Source organism: Roseateles sp., from assembly GCF_036486225.1.
In the GTDB taxonomy this organism is placed as follows: Bacteria; Pseudomonadota; Gammaproteobacteria; order Burkholderiales; family Burkholderiaceae_C; genus Roseateles.
Genome location: NZ_DASVNZ010000413.1, coordinates 1 through 17,869, shown reverse-complemented (window position 1 = coordinate 17,869; position 17,869 = coordinate 1). Strand labels below are relative to the sequence as shown.

Genomic DNA, 17,869 nt, shown 5'->3' with positions numbered 1-17,869 from the left:
TGATGCAGCAGATCGCGCCGGGGCCCTTCAAGATGACCCACTACGCGATGGCCACCGGCGTCATGGCGCTGACCAAGTGGGCCACGGGCAGCGTCAGCGGCTGGCTGTACGCGGGCGTGGGCCAGCATTACGCGAGCTTCTCTCCGTCCCCGGTCGACCCCGTTCGACCTGGCGGTACCCGGTTCAACAGGATGACAACCGCTTGTCGGGCCGAAAGTCGGGCGCAGGGACCAAGGGCACTAGGGTGTCGGGTGTCGTTCTGGCGCCCGCGGCGGTGGTCTTTCGGATCCTGGGATCTCCGTCGTCCGACACCCAGGATGTCCGGGAGATGCGCATGCGCAAGTTGTCCATCCATGAACTTCATTCCGTCGGTGGAGGCAATGTCCGGAGGAATCCGCCCAATCCGGAGATCGACTTGGGGTCGTCGTCCGACCTCATGCAGACCATAGAGAGGTTGATGCTCGCGCAAACCAGGCGACGGCCGAGCAACGGGAATACGACCGCGGTCGGTTGATGACCGATGTACCTGATGGCCTCCCGCTGTTCCGCGAGGAGGCCATGCAAAGCAGGAACGCGCCAGGCGGCGCGATCCTGCTCGCGCGGCCGGTGGCCTTCGCGATGTGGACGGCCCTGGCCGTGCTCGTCGTGGTCGGCCTGCTGGCCTTTTTCCTGCTCTGTTCGACAAGCGCCACCGTGCGCCTGTCGGGCGTGCTGACGCCAGAATCGGGTCTCCTGCGCATCGTCGCGGATCGCGACGCGCGCGTGGCGGACAGCCGCGTGGCCGAGGGGCAGGTGATACGGACCGGCGACGCACTCTTCGTGCTGCGCAGCGGTCGGGGCGATGCGCAAGACAGGGGCGTCGAGGCCGAGGTCGCCCGACTCCTGGCGCAGCGCCGCGACAGCCTCGTCGCGGATGCGCGGCATCGCCGCGCGCAGGACGGGCAGCGCCTCGCCGCGGCGCGGATCCGAAGGGACGCCTTGCGGGACGACCAACGCCGCCTCGACGCCGAAGTGACGCTGCAACGCCGGCGGGTGACGTTGGACGTCGCCGCGCTCGACCGGCAACTGCAGCTGCAAAGTGCCGGCATGGGTACTGTCGCGGCCACGCATGATCGCGAAATCGCCGTGCTCGATGCCCGGCAACGCCTGTCGCAGCTGGAAGCCGCGTTGGCCGCGTCGCAACGCGACCAGCGAACGGCGACGCAGGAGTTGCGTTCCGCCGAGCTTCAGGGCCAGCGCGACGAGGAAGGCCACGCTCGCGCACTCTCGGCCCTCGACCAGGAACTGGCCGAGCACGACGCCCGCCGGGAAACCCTGATCCGGGCGCCCGTCGCCGGCCGCGTGTCGGCGCTTCAGACCGCGTCCGGTCAAGCCGTCGTCGCCGGCGAGACGCTGGCCTCGCTCTGGCCCGCCGACACCCCGTTGGAGGCCGAGCTGAAGGCCCCGTCGCGGGCCGCGGTGTTCATGTCCGAGGGCATGGCCGTGCGGCTTCAGCTGGACGCGTTTCCCCATCAGACCTTCGGCGCGGTGGACGGGCTCGTGCGTTCGGTGGACCTGGTGTCGTCCGGTCCGGAGGCGACCTACCGCGTGCGCGTCCGGCTGCGCCGGCCCACGATGACCGCACGCGGCGTCGAGCATCCCTTGAGGCCCGGCATGACGTTGCAGGCGATCGTCCCGCTGGAGCGGCGCCGCCTGTACGAATGGGTGATCGACCCGCTGAAGCGCCTGTCGCCGACGCAGTCGCCTCTTGAACGATGACGCACGATCCCGATACACGGGCGCCGACACTGGCCTTGCGGCCACGCCGACGCACCCCCGAACTGCTGCAGGATGAATCCGCCGAATGCGGCGCGGCGTGTCTGGCGATGATTGCCGGGCACTGGGGACGGTCGCTCGACATGCCGGCGATGCGGCGACGTTTCTCCATCTCCGTCCATGGCGCCACGCTGGCGGGCCTGATCGACATGGCCGGCGCGCTGCGCCTGGGCGGTCGGCCGTTGCAACTCACGCTGGAAGAACTTCCCGAACTGGCGCTGCCCTGCATCCTGCACTGGGGCATGGACCATTTCGTGGTGCTGGAGCGCGTCGACCGCGCCGGTGTCACGCTGCTCGATCCCGCCGTCGGACGTCGGCGTGTGCCGATGGCCGAGGTGTCGCGCCACTTCACCGGCGTCGCGCTCGAACTCGCGCCGGAAGACGGCTTCGACGACGAGGCCGCCGCCGCGGCCGGCAGCGAGGGCCGCGCCTGGCGATGGCGCTCGCTCCTCGGTCGCGTCACCGGCTTGAAGCGCTCCCTGGCGCAGGTCCTGGTACTCGGCCTCGCCTTGCAGACGCTGGGACTGATCGCCCCCTTCCACCTGCAGTGGCTGACCGACCACGCGCTCGCCACCGGCGACCGCGACCTGATCCTCGTGCTCGGTCTCGGTTTCCTGCTGCTCGCGGCGATCCGCGTCGCCCTGGGGGCGGTCCGTTCCTGGATGACGACGGTGCTGTCCACCAGCCTGGCGTTCCAGTGGCAGGGCCGCGCCTTCGGTCATCTGATGCGCCTGCCGCCGGTCTGGTTCGAGAAACGCCACCTCGGCGACATCGTCTCGCGCTTCGGATCGATCGAGACCATCCAGAACACCTTCACGACGCAGTTCGTGGAAGGCGTGATCGACGGTCTGCTGGTCCTCGTCACCCTGGTCGTGATGGTCCTGTACAGCGGCGAACTGACGGCCGTCACGCTGGGTGCCGTCCTGCTGTACGCGCTGCTGCGCTGGGGCGTCTTCCACGGCCTGCGCAGCGCGACGGCCGAGACGATCCGGCGCGTCTCGCTCCAGCAGACGCATTTCCTCGAATCGGTGCGCGGGGTCCAGGCCGTGCGCCTGTTCGACCGGGGCGAGCAGCGACGCATCGGCTGGATGGGGCTGCTGGCCGACGAGTTCAACGGGCGCCTGCGACTGGCGCGCTGGTCGGTGAGCTACGAGACAGCGCGCGGCCTGATCTTCGGCCTCGAGCGCGTCGCGGTGATCTGGCTGGCCGCGCTGGCGGTGCTGGACACGCGCCTGACAGTCGGCATGCTGCTGGCATTCCTGGCCTACAAGGATCAGTTCAGCGACCGCGTGGCCGCGTTGATCGACCGGCTCTTCGAACTCCGGATGCTGCGGCTGCACGGCGAGCGGCTGGCCGACATCCTCACGACGCCGGTCGAAGAGCCCGCCGCCCCGGAGAAGGCGGACCTGAGCCTCCTGCCGGCGTCGATCGAACTGCGCGACGTCGCCTTCCGCTACGGCGACGGCGAGGACGAGGTGCTGGCCGGCATCGACCTGCGGATCGAACCCGGCGAGTGCGTCGCCGTGACCGGCGTTTCCGGCAGCGGCAAGACGACGCTGGTGAAGCTGCTGCTGGGCCTGCTGACGCCCACGCGGGGGGAAATGCTGGTGGGCGGCCAGCCGCTGCGGCGGCTGGGCCTGGGCGCCTACCGACGCTTCGTTGGCACGGTGATGCAGGACGACCTGCTGTTCGCCGGCAGCATCGAGGAGAACATCAGTTTCTTCGACCCCGCGCCCGATCTGGCGCGCGTCGCGGACTGCGCGCGCCAGGCGGCGCTCCACGACGAGATCGCGGCGCTGCCCATGGGCTACCGGACCCAGGTCGGCGACATCGGCACGGGCCTCTCGGGCGGGCAACGTCAGCGCCTGCTGCTGGCGCGCGCGATCTACAAGCGACCGCGCATCCTGGTGCTCGACGAGGCCACCAGCCACCTCGACGTCGCCGCCGAGCGCCGCGTCAATGCGGCCGTCGAGGCGCTCGGCGCGACGCGCATCATCGTGGCCCACCGTCCGGAGACGATCGCGATGGCGGCGCGGGTCATCGTCATCGACCGGGGGCGCATCGTGTCCGATTCGGGCAAGGAAACGGCGACCGCAACGGGCTCGGGGATTGCGATGGCGTGACGATGGGCGCCTCTGCAGATGACGCGGATGTCATCTTCCCGCCAGCGGGCGGACGGGCGCCCCTTCCTACAGTCCATTCCCAAGACGCGACCCGACGCGGCCCCGCCGGGGCTCCGGGCGCGTCGCGATGACTGCAGGAGTTCCCCATGTCCCGTTCCTTCTCCACCGCCCGCCCGGTCCTGTTCGCTGCCGCGCTGCTGATCGCCGCCGCCGGCGCGCAGGCCGCAACTGCCGCATCGTCCACGAGCGCCGCCTCAACCTTGGCCAACGGCCGCTCGGTGCACGGCTTGCCCTCGGCCGCGCAGCCGGATCGGGTCGTCGATCTGGACAAGACGGGCTCCAACGAGCTGAACATCGTCTGCGGCGAGACCGTCCAGTTCCGCAACGGCGACCGGACCTTTGCCTGGAAGTTCGAGTCGGTCGGTCACCGCGCGGTGGACCTGCGCGCGCTGGCGCCCGCGGGCTTCACGGACAAGCCGCTGTGGCTCTTCGTCGAGCGCAACGACGGCGAGCGCAGCTGAGGCCGGATCGGGACGGCGGTCGCGCCGACGGCCGTCTCCCATGAAACCGAACGAGGCCGGATGAGGCCGACGCCGAAGGCGGGCATGATCCCGCCTTCGCAAGCAAGATGAACACGAGATGAGATTGCTGGTCGTCGAGGACGAACTCAAGCTCGCCGCCTACCTGCGCAAGGGGCTGGGCGAGGAGGGCCATGTGGTGGATCTGGCGCACGACGGCGTCGACGGCCTGCACCTGGCCACGACCGGCGGCTACGACCTGGTCGTGCTCGACGCGATGCTGCCGGGCATCGACGGCTTTGCGCTGCTGGCGGCGCTGCGGCAGTCCAGCGCCGTGCCGGTGCTGATGCTCACCGCGCGCGCGCAGGTCGACGACCGGGTCCGCGGCCTGCAGGGCGGGGCGGACGACTACCTGGTCAAGCCCTTCGCGTTCTCCGAGCTGGTCGCCCGCATCGACGTGCTGCTGCGCCGCCACGGCGCGCGCACGGCGGTCGAGGCGACCCGCTTCACCGTCGCCGACCTGGAAGTAGACCTGCTGCGGCGCAAGGCGCTGCGCGCCGGACAACGGCTGGACCTGACCGCCAAGGAGTTCAGCCTGCTCAGCCTGCTCGTGCGCCGCCAGGGCGAGGTGCTGTCGCGCACTGAAATCGCCGAGCAGGTCTGGGACATGAACTTCGACAGCGAGACCAACGTCGTGGAGGTCGCCGTGCGACGCCTGCGCGGCAAGCTCGACCTGCCTTTCGACCGCCCGCTGCTGCACACGGTGCGCGGCATGGGCTACGTGCTGGAGGCGCGTCCGGACGACGCCGCGGGCGTGGTCCGATGAGCGCGGGGCAGCGCGGTCCGATGAACGCCGACCGGCGCACCTCGATGACCGCCAGCCTGCGCGGCCGGCTCTCGCGCTGGCTGGCGCTGCAGACCATGGCGGGACTCGGCGTCGTCGGCGCCGTCGTCTATCTGGTGATCGCGCTGACGCTCTCGCAGCGCCAGCAGGAGACGTTGACGCAGAAGCAGGCCGCCGTGCAGGGCCTGCTGAACGAGGCGCGCGGCGCGCACGACGCGGCCGACGTGCAGCACCTGCTCAACGATTTCCTGGCGGGCCATGACGAACTCTCGCTGGTCGTCGCCGCGCGCGACGGGCGCGAGCTCTACCGGACCGCGCGCGCCTTGCCGGCGCCGCCTCGCGCGCGCCGCGTCGACTTCGGGCTGCGCCTGCCCGATGAGCTCGGCGGCCGCGGAACGGCGACGATGCTCTTCGACCAGAGCCGCGACCAGGCCCTGCTGCGCCGGCTGGCGTGGACCCTCGCGCTGACGGCGCTGGGCGGCGCGGCGGTGGTGTCGGCGGGGGCGTTCTGGCTGGTGCGACTGGGGCTGGCGCCGTTGCGCGGGCTGGTCGCGCAGACGGCGCAGGTGAACGCGCAGCGGCTGGACCGGCGGCTGGACGGCACGGCGCAGGCGGAGGAACTGCAACCGCTGATCGGACAGTTCAACGCGCTGCTGGACCGGCTGACCGTGGCCTACGGGCAGATGGAAGCCTTCAACGCGGACGTGGCGCATGAGCTCAACACGCCGCTGTCGACCTTGATCGGCAGCTGCGAGATCGCACTGCGGCGGCCGCGTCCCGTGGAGGAACTGCGCGAGGTGCTCGCCTCCAACCTCGAGGACCTGCGACGCATGGCCGGCATCGTGGCCGACATGCTGTTCCTGTCCAACGCCGAGCGCGGCCTGGCCGCGCGGCGCGGCGATCCCGCGTCGCTGGCGGCGCTGGCGCGGGACGTGGTGGACTATCACGACGCGGCGCTCCAGGAGGCCGGGCTGATCGCGGAGGTGCGCGGCGACGCCGCGATCGCGGTCGATGTCGGGCTGATGCGCCGGGCGGTGTCCAACCTGCTGGGCAATGCGACGCGCCATGCGCGGCCAGGCTCCGTGGTGCTGGTCCGCATCGAGCCCGAGGAGGGCGGCCGTGTCGTGCTCGAGGTCCAGAACGAGGGCGAGCCGATCGCCGCGCGGCATCTGCCGCGGCTGTTCGACCGCTTCTACCGGGCGGACCCGGCGCGATCGTCCGGCGCGCAGTCGCAGGGCCACCACGGGCTGGGACTGGCCATCGTCGCGGCGGTCGCGCGCATGCACGACGGCGAGCCCCGCGCGATGTCCGCCGGCGGCGTCACGCGCATCGGGCTGGTGATCACTGGCGGCTCAGCGTGTTCAGCGGAATCTTCAGGTAGCTGACGCCGTTCTCCTCGGCAGGCGGCATCTGGCCGGCACGGATGTTGATCTGGATCGAGGGCAGGATCAGCGTCGGCACGTCCAGCCGCGCGTCGCGGCCGGTGCGCAGCGCGACGAATTCGGCCTCGCTCACGCCGTCGTGGACGTGGATGTTGCGGGCGCGCTGGTCGGCGACCGTCGTCTCCCACGCCGGTGCGCGGCCTTCGGGCGGGTAGTCGTGGCAGACGAAGAGCCGCGTGGCGGGCGGCAGCGCCAGCAGCCGGCGGATCGAGCGGTACAGCGTCGCCGCGTCGCCGCCGGGGAAGTCGGCGCGCGCGGTGCCGACGTCGGGCATGAACATCGTGTCGCCGACGAAGACCGCATCGCCGATGCGGTAGGCCATGCAGGCCGGCGTGTGGCCCGGCACGAGCATCGCCTGCGCCTCGATGCCGCCGATGCGGAAAATCTCGCCGTCGTGGAACAGGTGGTCGAACTGGCGGCCGTCGGGCAGGAAGTCGCGCTCCAGGTTGTAGAGCTTGCGGAACACCGCCTGCACCTCGCGGATGTGTTCGCCGATCGCGATGCGACCGCCGACGTGCGCCTGCAGATGACGCGCCGCCGACAGGTGGTCGGCGTGGGCGTGGGTCTCGAGGATCCACTGCACGGTGAGCCCCGCCTCGGCCACGTGCGCGAGCAGGCGGTCGGCCTGGGTCGTGGCGGTGCGGCCGGACTTGAGGTCGAAGTCGAGGACCGGGTCGACGATCGCGGCCTGGCGGGTCGCCGGATCCGCCAGCACGTAGCTGACGGTGCCGGTCTGGCCGTCGTGGAAGGCGACGATCGTGACGGCGGACGGGACGTCTTTGGAAACGTCTGTGGAAACGGGGCTCATGGCCGAAGGCGCTCGAGGCGGGGTGAGGGTGAAAGTCACTATACCCAGCGCGCGCGCCTCGCTCAGAGCAGCTCCAGCCCGACGTTGACGTTGCCGCGCGTCATCTTCGAATAGGGGCAGGTCTCGTGGGCGCGCTTGATCAGCTCGTAGGCGGTGTCGCGCGGCAGTCCGGGCAGGCTGACCCGCAGCTGGGCGCTCAGGAAGTAGCCGTCGGCGCCCTTGTTGAGGTCGACCGAGGCGTTGACGGCGGCCTCGGCGGGCAGCCGCACGCCGATGGCGTGGGCGGCCAGGCCCAGGGCGCCGATGAAGCAGGCCGACCAGCCGACCGCGAAGAGCTGTTCCGGATTGGTGCCGGGCCGCGAGGTGCCGGGCGAGCCCAGCTGGACGTCGAGGCGGCCGTCGTCGGACTGGCCGCGGCCGTCGCGGCCACCGGTGGTGTGCGTGCGGGCGGTGTAGAGGACTTGAACGTGATCGGTGATCGAGGACATGGGGGCTCCAGTGGGGCAGCGCCACTCGCTGCGTGAGCCGCATTTCATCGGTCCGATGTATCGACGGTGTGTGACGTCCCCGGCGAATTGGCGCGTCGCGTGTCGAGGCGTGCCGCCGACACACTGGCATACAAAGCGCAGCGCCGTCGTGGCGGCCGTGACCGTGATCGTGACGATGCAGACGCGCCGTGTGACGGTCCGTGACGACGACGTTGCCGCCGCGTAAAACCCGGGGCGTGGAGCGCCACGGCGAGGTCTCCAGCGCCTGTTCGCGCGTTTTCTTAAGCACGCCCTAATTCGGTGGGCGCACCTTACGTCCCAGGGCAACACCTCTAGGAGATGCACATGAGCAAGTCCACCCCGATCCTCGCCATGGTCGCCGCATTCGCGGCGGCGTCGGCCCAGGCCTCCACGGATCCCGACGACATGGCGCGCAAGTCGGAGCGCCGCGCGATGGTCCAGCAGCAGCTGCGCGCCGTGCAGGTCGAGCTCTATTGCGATCACCAGGACAACGCGATGCACCTGTTGCGCGATGTGCGCCGCCAGCTGATGGCGCAACGCGATCCGGGCAATTCCAGCGACCTGCGCCAGCTCGAGAAGGTCAGCTGGCTGGTCCGTCACGGCGACACCGTCGAGGCGATCGCGACGATCGACGCGACGCGCGGCCTCTCGGCCTGAGCGGGTTTCACCCGCCGCTGGCGGGCCACGGAATACGCTTCGTAATATTCAACGGTATATTGCGAAGCGTCGTCAGCCGTTGCCCGCCATGCACAAGCCTCCTTTCAAGCTCAGTTCCGGTGGACTGGCCGCGCTCGCGGGCGCGGACAGACCGCGCGCCACCTCCGGCGGGCCGGGAAGGCTGACCCCGGTGGCGTGTTGCGACGAGGATTTGGCATCGGCATCCGATCTGTCGTCCGGGCTTCGAAGCTCGTCTGGCGGCACGATCGCGAACCGGAGCCGGCTCCACCAGCTCGACCCCCATCTGCATTGCTCGGTGATCGGCAACTGCCTCGGCACGGCGGAGTTGCGCCGGTTGATGAGCCGGCATGTCGACGTGACGGGCATGAGCGACCTGGACGTCCACCACACGGCGGTGTCCCTGGCGCCGCAAGGCGGCGAGGTGTCGAAGGCGCTGCACAAGGCGCTGGACCAGCGCCACGCCGGCGCGGTGCGGGCGATGTCGGCGGCCGCGGATGAAGCCGCGCTCGACGTCGCCTGGCGCGAGGCCTGGCGGCGGGGCGAGGTCCAGGGCGCGTACTGGGCGCTGCTGACGCACAAGGCGGTGACGGTCGCGCTGCGTCAGGCCGTGTTCGGCGAGGTGCACATGCTGTCGCACCTGATGGCGTCGGCGAACCGCCATGATCTGCAGCGTTTCGTGGCGCTCGAGAAGGGCCACGCGGAACTGGAAGACCGGCTGGCGCGCGAGCAGGCGCGCCGGCACGAGGCCCTGCAGGAGCGTGACCGCATGGCGGAGCAACTCCGCGAGCAGGCGCTAGACGCGGAACGGCAATTGGCGGGACTGCGCGCGACGCTCCCACAGACGGGATCTGGCGATTTGCCGTCGTCGGCGAGCGATCTCCTCGCGCAGGTCGCGCTGCAGACCGAGCGGCGTGAGCGCGCGGAACGTCTGGCCGAGGATGCCGTGCGGCAGATCGACAGTCTGAGGGAACAGCTGGAGCGCACGCAGGCGCATGCCCGCGCGCAAGCCGAGGAACTGGCCGCGGCCGAGGCCGAGCTTCAACGGCTCAGCGCCGGGACGCCCGATGCGGGCGGCGACGGTTCGGCCCTGCTGGCCGGGCGTCGCATCCTCTACGTGGGCGGCCGGCCCAGTTCCACGCCGGCGATCCGCGATTTCGTCGAGGGCCGCGAGGGCGAGTTCCTGCACCACGACGGCGGCCTCGAGAGCCGCAAGGGCCTGCTGGCGACGCTGCTGCCGCGCGCGGACCTGGTGGTGTTCCCGGTCGACTGCATCGACCACGATTCGGCGCTCAACCTCAAGCGCCTCAGCGAGCGGCACCAGGTGCCGTTCCTGGCGTTGCGCAGCGCCAGCCTGGCGAGTTTCGCCGCCGCGGTGCGGCGGGAGCTCGTGCCGTCGGGAGACGGTCCGGGTGCGGGTCAGGGCGGCCGGCGCTTCTGCCTGCGCCACGGCTGAACAGGGGCTTGTTCCCATCGATCCGCGACGCGTTCGTCGCGGTTCGCTAGCTCCATTTTGTCCTGCGGTGACGCTGGACTACTTGTTTGCATCATTTTGATGGCAAGAACCTCGCAAAACGCGGGGTGGGGTCGTTTCTGGGTATCTCCCGCAGGTCTAGCATCTGACGCATCGGATGACTTTGGAGTTCCCATGACGCCGGAAGTATTGGCCTATTGGCTTGCTGGAATCTGCCCGCCCGCAGTGACTTGGATCCTGAATATGACACTCCGCGGCAGGGCGGCGCTATTAAGCTCCGCCGCTGATTCGGCGCTGCTCTTCTTGGTATTCGATGGTACGGCGGCAATTTCCATCCGGGACCTGGTCTGCAACACGCCGAATGAAGCTGTCAGGGCGCTACTCCCGCCTGTGGTTCCGGCATTGATCTTCGTGTCGATGGCCATCTGGATGATTATCGTCCGCTGGCTGGAGCCGCGCATGGCGGCTGGCGCCAAATCTGCTCAAGGACGTTTCCGTCAGATTCTTTGTTTCCTGACGATGTGGTGGCTGGTTATCTTCAACGCCTACGGGCATTACTTTCTCTTTGCAAAGGCATTCCATGTTGCGTGAATTCTTGATTTCCTGGATCGCGGCTGGCGTTGTTTATGCGGCGCTCCTCGCGCTGGCCGGTTTTGTCATGTTCAAACTCGGGTGGTTGGATCCGAAGGAAGCAGCCGACGACAACCGAAACCTTGGAGGCACGAGCTCTGGTCGACCCGCGGCGTGACGATCGAGGAGGGTGGTGTGATGTGGAAAGACACTAGCCGCCACCGTCAAGCGCAGCGCTAGCATCGCGCGCCATGCGCATCCTCCTCGTCGAAGACGAAAAGCCCCTGGCCGACTGGCTGGTGAAGGCGCTTGGCCAGAACGATTTCGTCGTCGACTGGATCGATGACGGCCGGCTGGTGCTGAACCAGCTCGCCGCCACCCGCTACGACGCCATGATCCTGGACCTCGGGTTGCCGGGTCTTGGTGGTCACGAGGTGCTGGCTAGGCTGCGGGACGCCGATTCCCGCGTTCCGGTGCTGGTGCTGACCGCGCGCGATTCGCTGATGGAGCGCGTCAGCACGCTGCACGAAGGCGCCGACGACTTCCTCGCCAAACCCTTCGAGCTGCAGGAACTGGAAGCTCGACTGATCGCGTTGATCCGACGTTCCCGCGGCCGCGAGCAGCCTCGCTTCGCCTGCGGCCCGCTGGTCTACGACGCCGCCTCCAAGCTCTTCACGCTGGATCGCGAGCCGCTGGCGCTGTCGCCGCGCGAGCACGCCGTCCTGCGCACGCTGATCCAGCACAGCGGCGAGCCCATGTCCAAGCAGGAGATCCTCGAGCGGCTGTTCTCCGACGAGCAGGACGTCCGGCCGGAGGCGATCGAGGTCCTGGTCCACCGGCTGCGCCGCCGCATCGAATCCGGCAAGGTCCGCATCACCACGCTGCGCGGCCTGGGCTACGTGCTGGAAGCCGCATGAGCGTCACGGCGCCTGGGCGCCGCGCCCTGCGATGGCTGTTGCTGCCGTCCCTGCCGTCCCTGCCGACACGCTGGCACCGTTTCAGCGTCCGTCGCACGCTGCTCGCGCTGGTGCTGCCGGTGATGCTGGCGGCCGTGGGCATCGAGCTCGCGCTGACCTGGGGCACGGCGCTGCAGGCGGCCAACTCGGCCTACGACCGCTCGCTGCTCGGCGCGATCAAGGCGATCGACAGCAACGTGTCGACCGAGACCGGCGGCCTGTCCGTCGAGATGCCGTACCGGCTGCTGGAGTTCTTCGAACTCACCGCCAGCGGCCAGGTGTTCTTCCGCGTCAGCACCGAGGACGGCCTGGTCGAGATCGGCAACGCCGGCCTGCCGCTGCCGGGCCAGCCGCTGAAGACCGGCGTGCCGCGCTTCATCGACGCCGAGTACTTCGGCGCCCCGGTGCGCGTGGGCGCCTGGGCGCGCGAGCTCGACCCGGAGCGCCCCGGGCGGCGGATGATCATCCAGGTGGCCGAGAGCACGAACTCGCGCAACGCGTTTTCACGCGCGCTGCTGATGCAGGCGGTGTGGCGCGACCTGCTGACCGTGTCCATCGTCGCCGGCACGCTGGCGCTGGTGATCGGCTGGGCGCTGCGGCCGCTGGACCGGCTGCGGCGCGAGGTCGAGGCGCGCGCCGACGACGACCTCTCGCCGGTCGACGAGACCGGGGTCCCCGCCGACGCGGCGCCGCTGGTGCGCGCGATCAACCACCACCTCGCGCGGCAGCGCGAACTGATCGACGGCCGCCGCCGCTTCGTCGACGACGCCTCGCACCAGCTGCGCACGCCGCTGGCGACCTTGGCGACCATGGTGGGGTATGCGCGCCGCGAGCGCGACCCGGAGCGGCTGGCCGAGGCGCTGACCGCGCTCAAGGGGCAGATCGACGACACAGTGCGGCGCACCAACCAGATGCTGGCGCTGGCGCGCGCCGACACCGCGCCGGTCGCGATGACGCCGCTCTCGCTGGACCGCCTGGCCGACCGCTGCGCGCGCGAATCCTGGCCGCTGGCGCGGGAGCAGGGGATCGACCTCGGCTTCGACCATGCGGGCGAGGACGTCGTCGTGCTGGGCCATGAGGGCCAGTTGCGCGAGGCACTGCTCAACCTGCTGCACAACGCGCTGCGCTACACGCCGCGCGGCGGCGCCGTGACGCTGCAGGTCGGGGTGGAGCGGAAGAGGGCGCAGGACAACGGCAACGACGGCAACAACGGCGATAGCGGCGACAGCGCCAACAACGGCGGCAAGGACGGTGCGGACGGCGCGGCCGCGGCCGTGATCCGCGTCGTCGACGACGGCCCCGGCATTCCCGCCGACGAGCGCCCCCGCGCGGGCGAGCGCTTCTTCCGCGGCAGCAATGTCGACCTGCCGGGGTCGGGACTGGGTCTGGCCATCGTGCGGGCGATCGCGCGTCGCCACGGGGGCGACATGGCGGTCGCCGCCGCGCGCCTGGATGCCGACGGCCTTGAGCGGGGCACCACCGTCACCTTGCGGCTTCCGCTGCGCGCGTCGACGGAAATTCCTCCCCCCGCTGAAAGCCGGCTGAAAGCGCCGCTTTCCTAGAGTCCGCTGCAAGCAGGTGGCGGGCGACCGCGCGGCCCTGTCGACGAGACGCGAGCGAAGCGTGACCGACGACGGCCGACGGCGATACAGACCACCGCGAGGAGACAAGACATGCGATCGATCCCGACCTGGGCGGCTGCGCTCATGGCTGCGCCCATGGTTGCGTTCATGGCGGCCCTCTGGCTGACCGCGTCCGCGGGTGTCGCGGCACAGCCGGGCCGTGGCGCCTCGGCGCCTGCGATGGCGCCGCTGCCGGGCGGCGACGCCGCGCCCGAGTGCATCGCCCCCGCCAAACCCGGCGGCGGCTTCGACCAGAGCTGCAAGCTGGCGCAGGCCGCCTTCCAGCAGGCCGGTCTCACGACGACGCCGATGCGCATCAGCTACATGCCGGGCGGAGTCGGCGCGATCGCCTTCGACCAGATCGTCACGCGCCGCCCCGCCGAGTCGCGCACGCTGGTGGCTTTCTCCAGCGGCTCGCTGCTGAACCTCTCGCACGGCCGCTTCGGCAAGCGCAGCGTCGACGACGTGCGCTGGATCGCCGCTGTCGGCGTCGACTACGGCGTGGTGCTGGTGGGTCGTCAGTCGCCGTGGAAGACGCTGCCTGAACTGCTCGTCGCGCTGAAGGCCGATCCGGGACGGATCAGCTTCGCCGCCGGCGGCACGATCGGCAGCCAGGACTGGGTCAAGTCGGCGCTGGTCGCCGGCGCCGGCGGCGTGGACCACAAGGCGATGCGCTTCGTCGCCTTCGAGGGCGGCGGCGAGGCGATCGCCGCGCTCAAGGGCGGCCACGTCCAGGTCTACATGGGCGACGCCTCCGAGGTCTTCGACAAGCTCGGCCCCGGCAGCCCGTTCCGCGCGCTGGCGGTGCTCGCCGACCAGCGCCTGCCCGGGCCGCTCGCCGGCGTGCCGACGGCGCGGGAGCAGGGCGTCGACATCGTCTGGCCCGCGATCCGCGGCTTCTACGTCGGCCCGAAGGTGCCGGACGGCGACGTCGCCGCGTGGACCGCCGCCTTCGACCAGCTGATGGCCGCGCCGGCCTTTGCCGAGGTCCGGGCGCGACACGGCCTGTTCCCGCTCGCACTCACCGGCGCGGCGCTGCGCGCGGTCATCGACCGGCAGAACCGGCAGTACGTCGAACTCGCCACCCGTTTCGGCCTCAGACGCTGAGCGGATCGAGGCCCGGTTCCCACTTCCCACCGCCCACTTTCCTTCCCTCCGATTCCCCGGCCCGGTCCTCACTGCGTGAGGGCCGCGGGTGCCCCTGCGTCCCGATTTCTTCAACGACAACAAGGAGACTCCCTTGAACACCTCCCGCAAGACCGCGACCCGATTGAACGCCCTGTGCGCCGCCGGCCTGCTGGCCCTGTGCGCCTCACCGTCCGCCTTCGCGCAGAGCAGCGTCACCGTCTACGGCATCGCCGACGTGCTGCTGGAATACCGCGACCACATGAACGCCGCCGGCGACCACCGCTTCGGCGTGAGCTCGGGCGGCATGAATACGTCGCGCTGGGGCCTGCGCGGCGCCGAGGACCTCGGCGGCGGCCTGAAGGCCGTATTCCAGCTCGAGGCCGAGGTCGGCTTCGACACCGGCATGGCCGGTTCGTCGTTCTGGGGCCGTCAGGCCAACGTCGGCCTGGAGGGCGAGTTCGGCCGCGTCGTCGCCGGCCGTTCCTACACGACGACCTACGACTTCCTGCTGCCCTTCGATCCGATGGGTTATGCGCCGTTCTACTCGTGGGCCACCTCGGGCGGCCAGATCGCGACCCAGCCGCGCAAGGACGGCATGATCACGGGCATGTCCAACCTGATCAAGTACCAGGGGACCTTCGGCCCCGTGAAGGTCGGCGCGACCTACGCGCTGGGCGAGGTGACGGGTTCGGACTCGGCCGGCCGCTTCTTCTCGCTGGCCGGCGCGTACACGGCCGGACCGTTCGCGGCCACGCTGGTCGTCGACCAGCGCAACGGCGCGACGATCGCCGCCAACGGCCGCTACGACAAGGAAAAGGCGCTGCACTGGGCCGCGTCCTACGACTGGAAGCCGGTCAAGCTGTTCCTGGCGCAACGCGTCTACAAGAAGGAGTTCGCCATCGGAGGCGCCGACGCGAAGAGCACGATGACCTGGCTGGGCGCGACCTGGCAGGCGACGCCCGCGCTGAGCATCACGCCGGCGGTCTACTTCCAGAACATCTCCAGCGGCGCCAGCGGCACCGACGATCCGAAGCTCTACGCACTGCGCGCCAAGTACGAGTTGTCCAAGCGCACCAGCCTGTATGCGGTCGCCTCGACGGCCAAGTCCGGCGACGGCGGCCTGGTCAGCGTCTCGCGCGATGACAACGGCTTCGGCGATTCGCAGTCCAGCGTCGGCCTGGGCATCCAGCACCGGTTCTGATCGGCGCGGGTCGACTCAACCCGCCGCGGGCGTGTCCGGCACGACGATAGCTTCCCCGATCGCGTAGAACTGGCCGCCCGCGATGTAGTGCAGCGTGCGCAGTTCCGGCGGGGCGGACTCGAAGTGCCAATGCCCGTCGCTGAACACGCGGGCGTCGGCCCAGGCCGCGACGACCTCGCCGATGAACAGGTCGTAGATCCACTGGTTGCGGGGCTCGGGCAAGACCCGGCACACCAGCCACGCGGCGCAGCCGTCCACCAGCGGGACGGGGCCCGCGGCGGCGGCGTCCGGACCCGCGCCCGCGCTCGGACTGGAGTCATCATCGACCGGGAGGTCGATGTCGACCAGCCTCGCGCCGGCATCGGCGAGCTTGTCCGGATCCTGGTGCAGGCTGCGGTTGCCAAGCCGGTGCGTCAACGCGGCCTGCGCGGCCGTCGGCACCTGCAGCACGAAAAAGCCGCTGGCCTCGACCAGCTCGCGCGTGCGCGTGGCCTTGTCGAGGACCACGGTCACCTTCGGCGGCTGGAAGTCCAGCGCGCAGGACCAGGCGGCCGCCATCGCGTTGCGCACGCCGTCGTGCGCGGCGGAGACCAGCACGGTCGGTCCGTGGTTGAGCAGGCGGTAGGCCTTGTTCAACGGGACGGGCGCGACGTGAGGGTTCAGGAGTTCGGTCAGTGACGTGTTCATGGCGGCGGCCATTGTGACGGCGGCCGCCGGATCGTGCTTCAAGGCGGAGTTCAGACCGGCGCGGGCGGCGAGGTCTGTCCCGGCAGCAGGCCTTCGGCGCGCAACCGCGACAGCACGTCGAAGAGCAACTCGCTCTTGATGCCGTAGGCCGCGCGCGGCGAGTTCACGAAGCCCGAGGCATTGAGGACCAGGTTGGTCCCGTCCACGCCGTCGAGCTGCACGTTCGGCGCCGGCGTGGCCAGCACGCCGCCGTGCGCCTGGAAGGCCGCCAGCACCAGCGCCTTCACGCGGTCGGTGTCGGTGGCCAGCGGCATGGGCAGCTTGAACTGCACCATGCCCAGCGACTCGCCGTAGGTCACGTTGCGGACGATCTTGGTGATGAACTCCGAGTTCGGCACGATGACCGTCGAGCGGTCGCCCATCTGGATCTCGGTGGCCCGCACGCTGATGCGGCGGATGTCGCCCTCCACGCCGGACAGCGAGACCCAGTCGCCGACCTTCACCGGCCGTTCGGCCAGCAGGATCAGGCCGGAGACGAAGTTCTGCACGATGGACTGCAGGCCGAAACCGATGCCCACCGACAGCGCGCTGGCGACCCAGGCCACGCTCTGCAGGCTGAAGCCGACGGCGGTCAGCGCGGCCGCGATCGCGGCGACGGTGCCGACGTAGCCGAACAGCGTCGTCGTGGACGAGCGCATGCCGACGTCCATGCGGGTGGTGGGCATGTAGCGCTCGGACAACCAGCCCTTGAGCAGCCGCACCGCGGCCAGACCCACGAAAAGCACCGCCAGCGCCTGCAGCAGCTTGATCGGATTGAGTTGCAGCGTGCCGATGGTGAGGCCGTCCTGCAGGCTGCCGGACCGGCGCACCAGGTCCATCGGCCCTTCGCCGTAGGGCGCGAGCAGCAGCAGGAGCGCAAAGAAGGCGATGGACACGCGGCAGACGGCGGACAGCAGCAGGGCGGTCTGCTCGCGCGTGCGCGGCGGCGCGGGTGCGTCGTCGCCGTCCGGCGCCGGGAGGGGCGAGGGCGCCAGCAGCGTCATGAACAGATCGTCGACGAGGACCGTCAGCAGGTAGGCGCCGCCGATCACGATCAGTCCCCACACCACCTGGTTCAGCACGAACATCGCCAGCGACACGAAGCCGGTGAGCAACGCGAGCGTCGCGCCAACCAGGGTCAGCCATGCGGCGGCGCGCAGCACCGACAACCAGAGCGGACGGATCGTGAGTGCGGGATGGCTGCCCGTGCCGGCGTCGGCGGCGGCCGGGTCCTGCGGCGCGCCGGCGTGCCGCCGCAGCTGCGCGATGGCCGCGCCGAGCACCGCGACGAAGGTCAGCGACGCGAGGGTCTGCACCGCACCGTTGCCGGAGGGGCTCAGATCCAGCGTCGCCGCGGTCCGGGACGACAGCCAGCCCAGCACCACGGCCGCCGCGAGCGTGCGCGGCAGCCAGGCCAGGCGCGAGGCGGCGAGGTCGGGCACCGGCAGCAGCCGCCAC

At 70.4% G+C, this 17,869-nt stretch carries 17 protein-coding genes; 13 read left to right on the top strand and 4 right to left on the bottom strand.

The features are described from left to right. Positions 1–513 precede the first annotated feature (513 nt). The 5 genes from VF536_RS26865 (at position 514) to VF536_RS26845 (ending at position 6,685) form a co-directional block, all read left to right on the top strand. Entirely contained in the window at positions 514–1,758 is a 1,245-nt protein-coding gene (locus VF536_RS26865) for an HlyD family secretion protein (RefSeq protein ID WP_331618008.1), read from the top strand. Further along, complete coding sequence (locus tag VF536_RS26860) at positions 1,755–3,938, top strand: peptidase domain-containing ABC transporter (RefSeq protein WP_331618005.1); 2,184 nt, start codon at positions 1,755–1,757, stop codon at positions 3,936–3,938. Before VF536_RS26865 ends, VF536_RS26860 begins: the two co-directional genes overlap by 4 nt. Positions 3,939–4,084: 146 nt before the next feature. Further along, positions 4,085–4,459: a CzcE family metal-binding protein gene (locus VF536_RS26855; protein WP_331618004.1), complete on the top strand. Its 375-nt coding sequence runs from the start codon at positions 4,085–4,087 to the stop codon at positions 4,457–4,459. A 118-nt stretch (positions 4,460–4,577) separates the two neighbouring features. Next, complete coding sequence (locus VF536_RS26850; protein ID WP_331618003.1) at positions 4,578–5,282, top strand: heavy metal response regulator transcription factor; 705 nt, start codon at positions 4,578–4,580, stop codon at positions 5,280–5,282. Beyond that, on the top strand, positions 5,279–6,685 hold the full coding sequence (locus tag VF536_RS26845; protein ID WP_414710452.1) for a heavy metal sensor histidine kinase: 1,407 nt from the start codon (positions 5,279–5,281) through the stop codon (positions 6,683–6,685). Before VF536_RS26850 ends, VF536_RS26845 begins: the two co-directional genes overlap by 4 nt. On the opposite strand, the gene VF536_RS26840 is transcribed toward VF536_RS26845, so the two are convergent. Further along, complete coding sequence (locus tag VF536_RS26840; protein ID WP_331618002.1) at positions 6,642–7,550, bottom strand: MBL fold metallo-hydrolase; 909 nt, start codon at positions 7,548–7,550, stop codon at positions 6,642–6,644. The genes VF536_RS26845 and VF536_RS26840 overlap by 44 nt on opposite strands. A 62-nt stretch (positions 7,551–7,612) precedes the next feature. Next, the gene (locus tag VF536_RS26835; RefSeq protein WP_414710454.1) at positions 7,613–8,029 is read right to left on the bottom strand and encodes an organic hydroperoxide resistance protein; all 417 of its coding nucleotides are present in this window, start codon (positions 8,027–8,029) and stop codon (positions 7,613–7,615) included. A gap of 354 nt (positions 8,030–8,383) precedes the next feature. On the opposite strand from VF536_RS26835, the gene VF536_RS26830 reads away from it, so the two are divergent. From VF536_RS26830 to VF536_RS26795, 8 genes are all read left to right on the top strand, one after another. Further along, entirely contained in the window at positions 8,384–8,716 is a 333-nt protein-coding gene (locus tag VF536_RS26830; RefSeq protein WP_331618000.1) for a hypothetical protein, read from the top strand. Between the two features lie 316 nt (positions 8,717–9,032). Further along, a complete protein-coding gene (locus tag VF536_RS26825) occupies positions 9,033–10,190 on the top strand; it encodes a DUF2325 domain-containing protein (protein WP_331617999.1) in 1,158 nt (385 codons plus the stop codon). A 192-nt stretch (positions 10,191–10,382) separates the two neighbouring features. Then, positions 10,383–10,799: a hypothetical protein gene (locus VF536_RS26820; RefSeq protein WP_331617998.1), complete on the top strand. Its 417-nt coding sequence runs from the start codon at positions 10,383–10,385 to the stop codon at positions 10,797–10,799. Then, the gene (locus tag VF536_RS26815; RefSeq protein WP_331617997.1) at positions 10,789–10,956 is read left to right on the top strand and encodes a hypothetical protein; all 168 of its coding nucleotides are present in this window, start codon (positions 10,789–10,791) and stop codon (positions 10,954–10,956) included. Before VF536_RS26820 ends, VF536_RS26815 begins: the two co-directional genes overlap by 11 nt. 73 nt (positions 10,957–11,029) lie before the next feature. Continuing rightward, positions 11,030–11,695, top strand: a complete 666-nt coding sequence (locus VF536_RS26810; RefSeq protein WP_331617996.1) for a response regulator — start codon at positions 11,030–11,032, stop codon at positions 11,693–11,695. Further along, positions 11,692–13,296 carry a sensor histidine kinase gene (locus VF536_RS26805; protein ID WP_331617995.1) on the top strand — a complete coding sequence of 535 codons (1,605 nt, stop codon included), beginning with the start codon at positions 11,692–11,694 and terminating at the stop codon, positions 13,294–13,296. Before VF536_RS26810 ends, VF536_RS26805 begins: the two co-directional genes overlap by 4 nt. Positions 13,297–13,536: 240 nt before the next feature. Next, on the top strand, positions 13,537–14,463 hold the full coding sequence (locus VF536_RS26800; protein WP_414710453.1) for a tripartite tricarboxylate transporter substrate binding protein: 927 nt from the start codon (positions 13,537–13,539) through the stop codon (positions 14,461–14,463). Between the two features lie 133 nt (positions 14,464–14,596). Beyond that, the gene (locus tag VF536_RS26795) at positions 14,597–15,685 is read left to right on the top strand and encodes a porin (protein WP_331617993.1); all 1,089 of its coding nucleotides are present in this window, start codon (positions 14,597–14,599) and stop codon (positions 15,683–15,685) included. A gap of 15 nt (positions 15,686–15,700) precedes the next feature. On the opposite strand, the gene VF536_RS26790 is transcribed toward VF536_RS26795, so the two are convergent. Beyond that, a complete protein-coding gene (locus tag VF536_RS26790; RefSeq protein WP_331618006.1) occupies positions 15,701–16,348 on the bottom strand; it encodes a flavin reductase family protein in 648 nt (215 codons plus the stop codon). A 74-nt stretch (positions 16,349–16,422) separates the two neighbouring features. Beyond that, positions 16,423–17,869, bottom strand: a 1,447-nt coding sequence (locus tag VF536_RS26785; protein ID WP_331617992.1) for a mechanosensitive ion channel family protein, incomplete at its 5' end; no start/stop codon positions are given.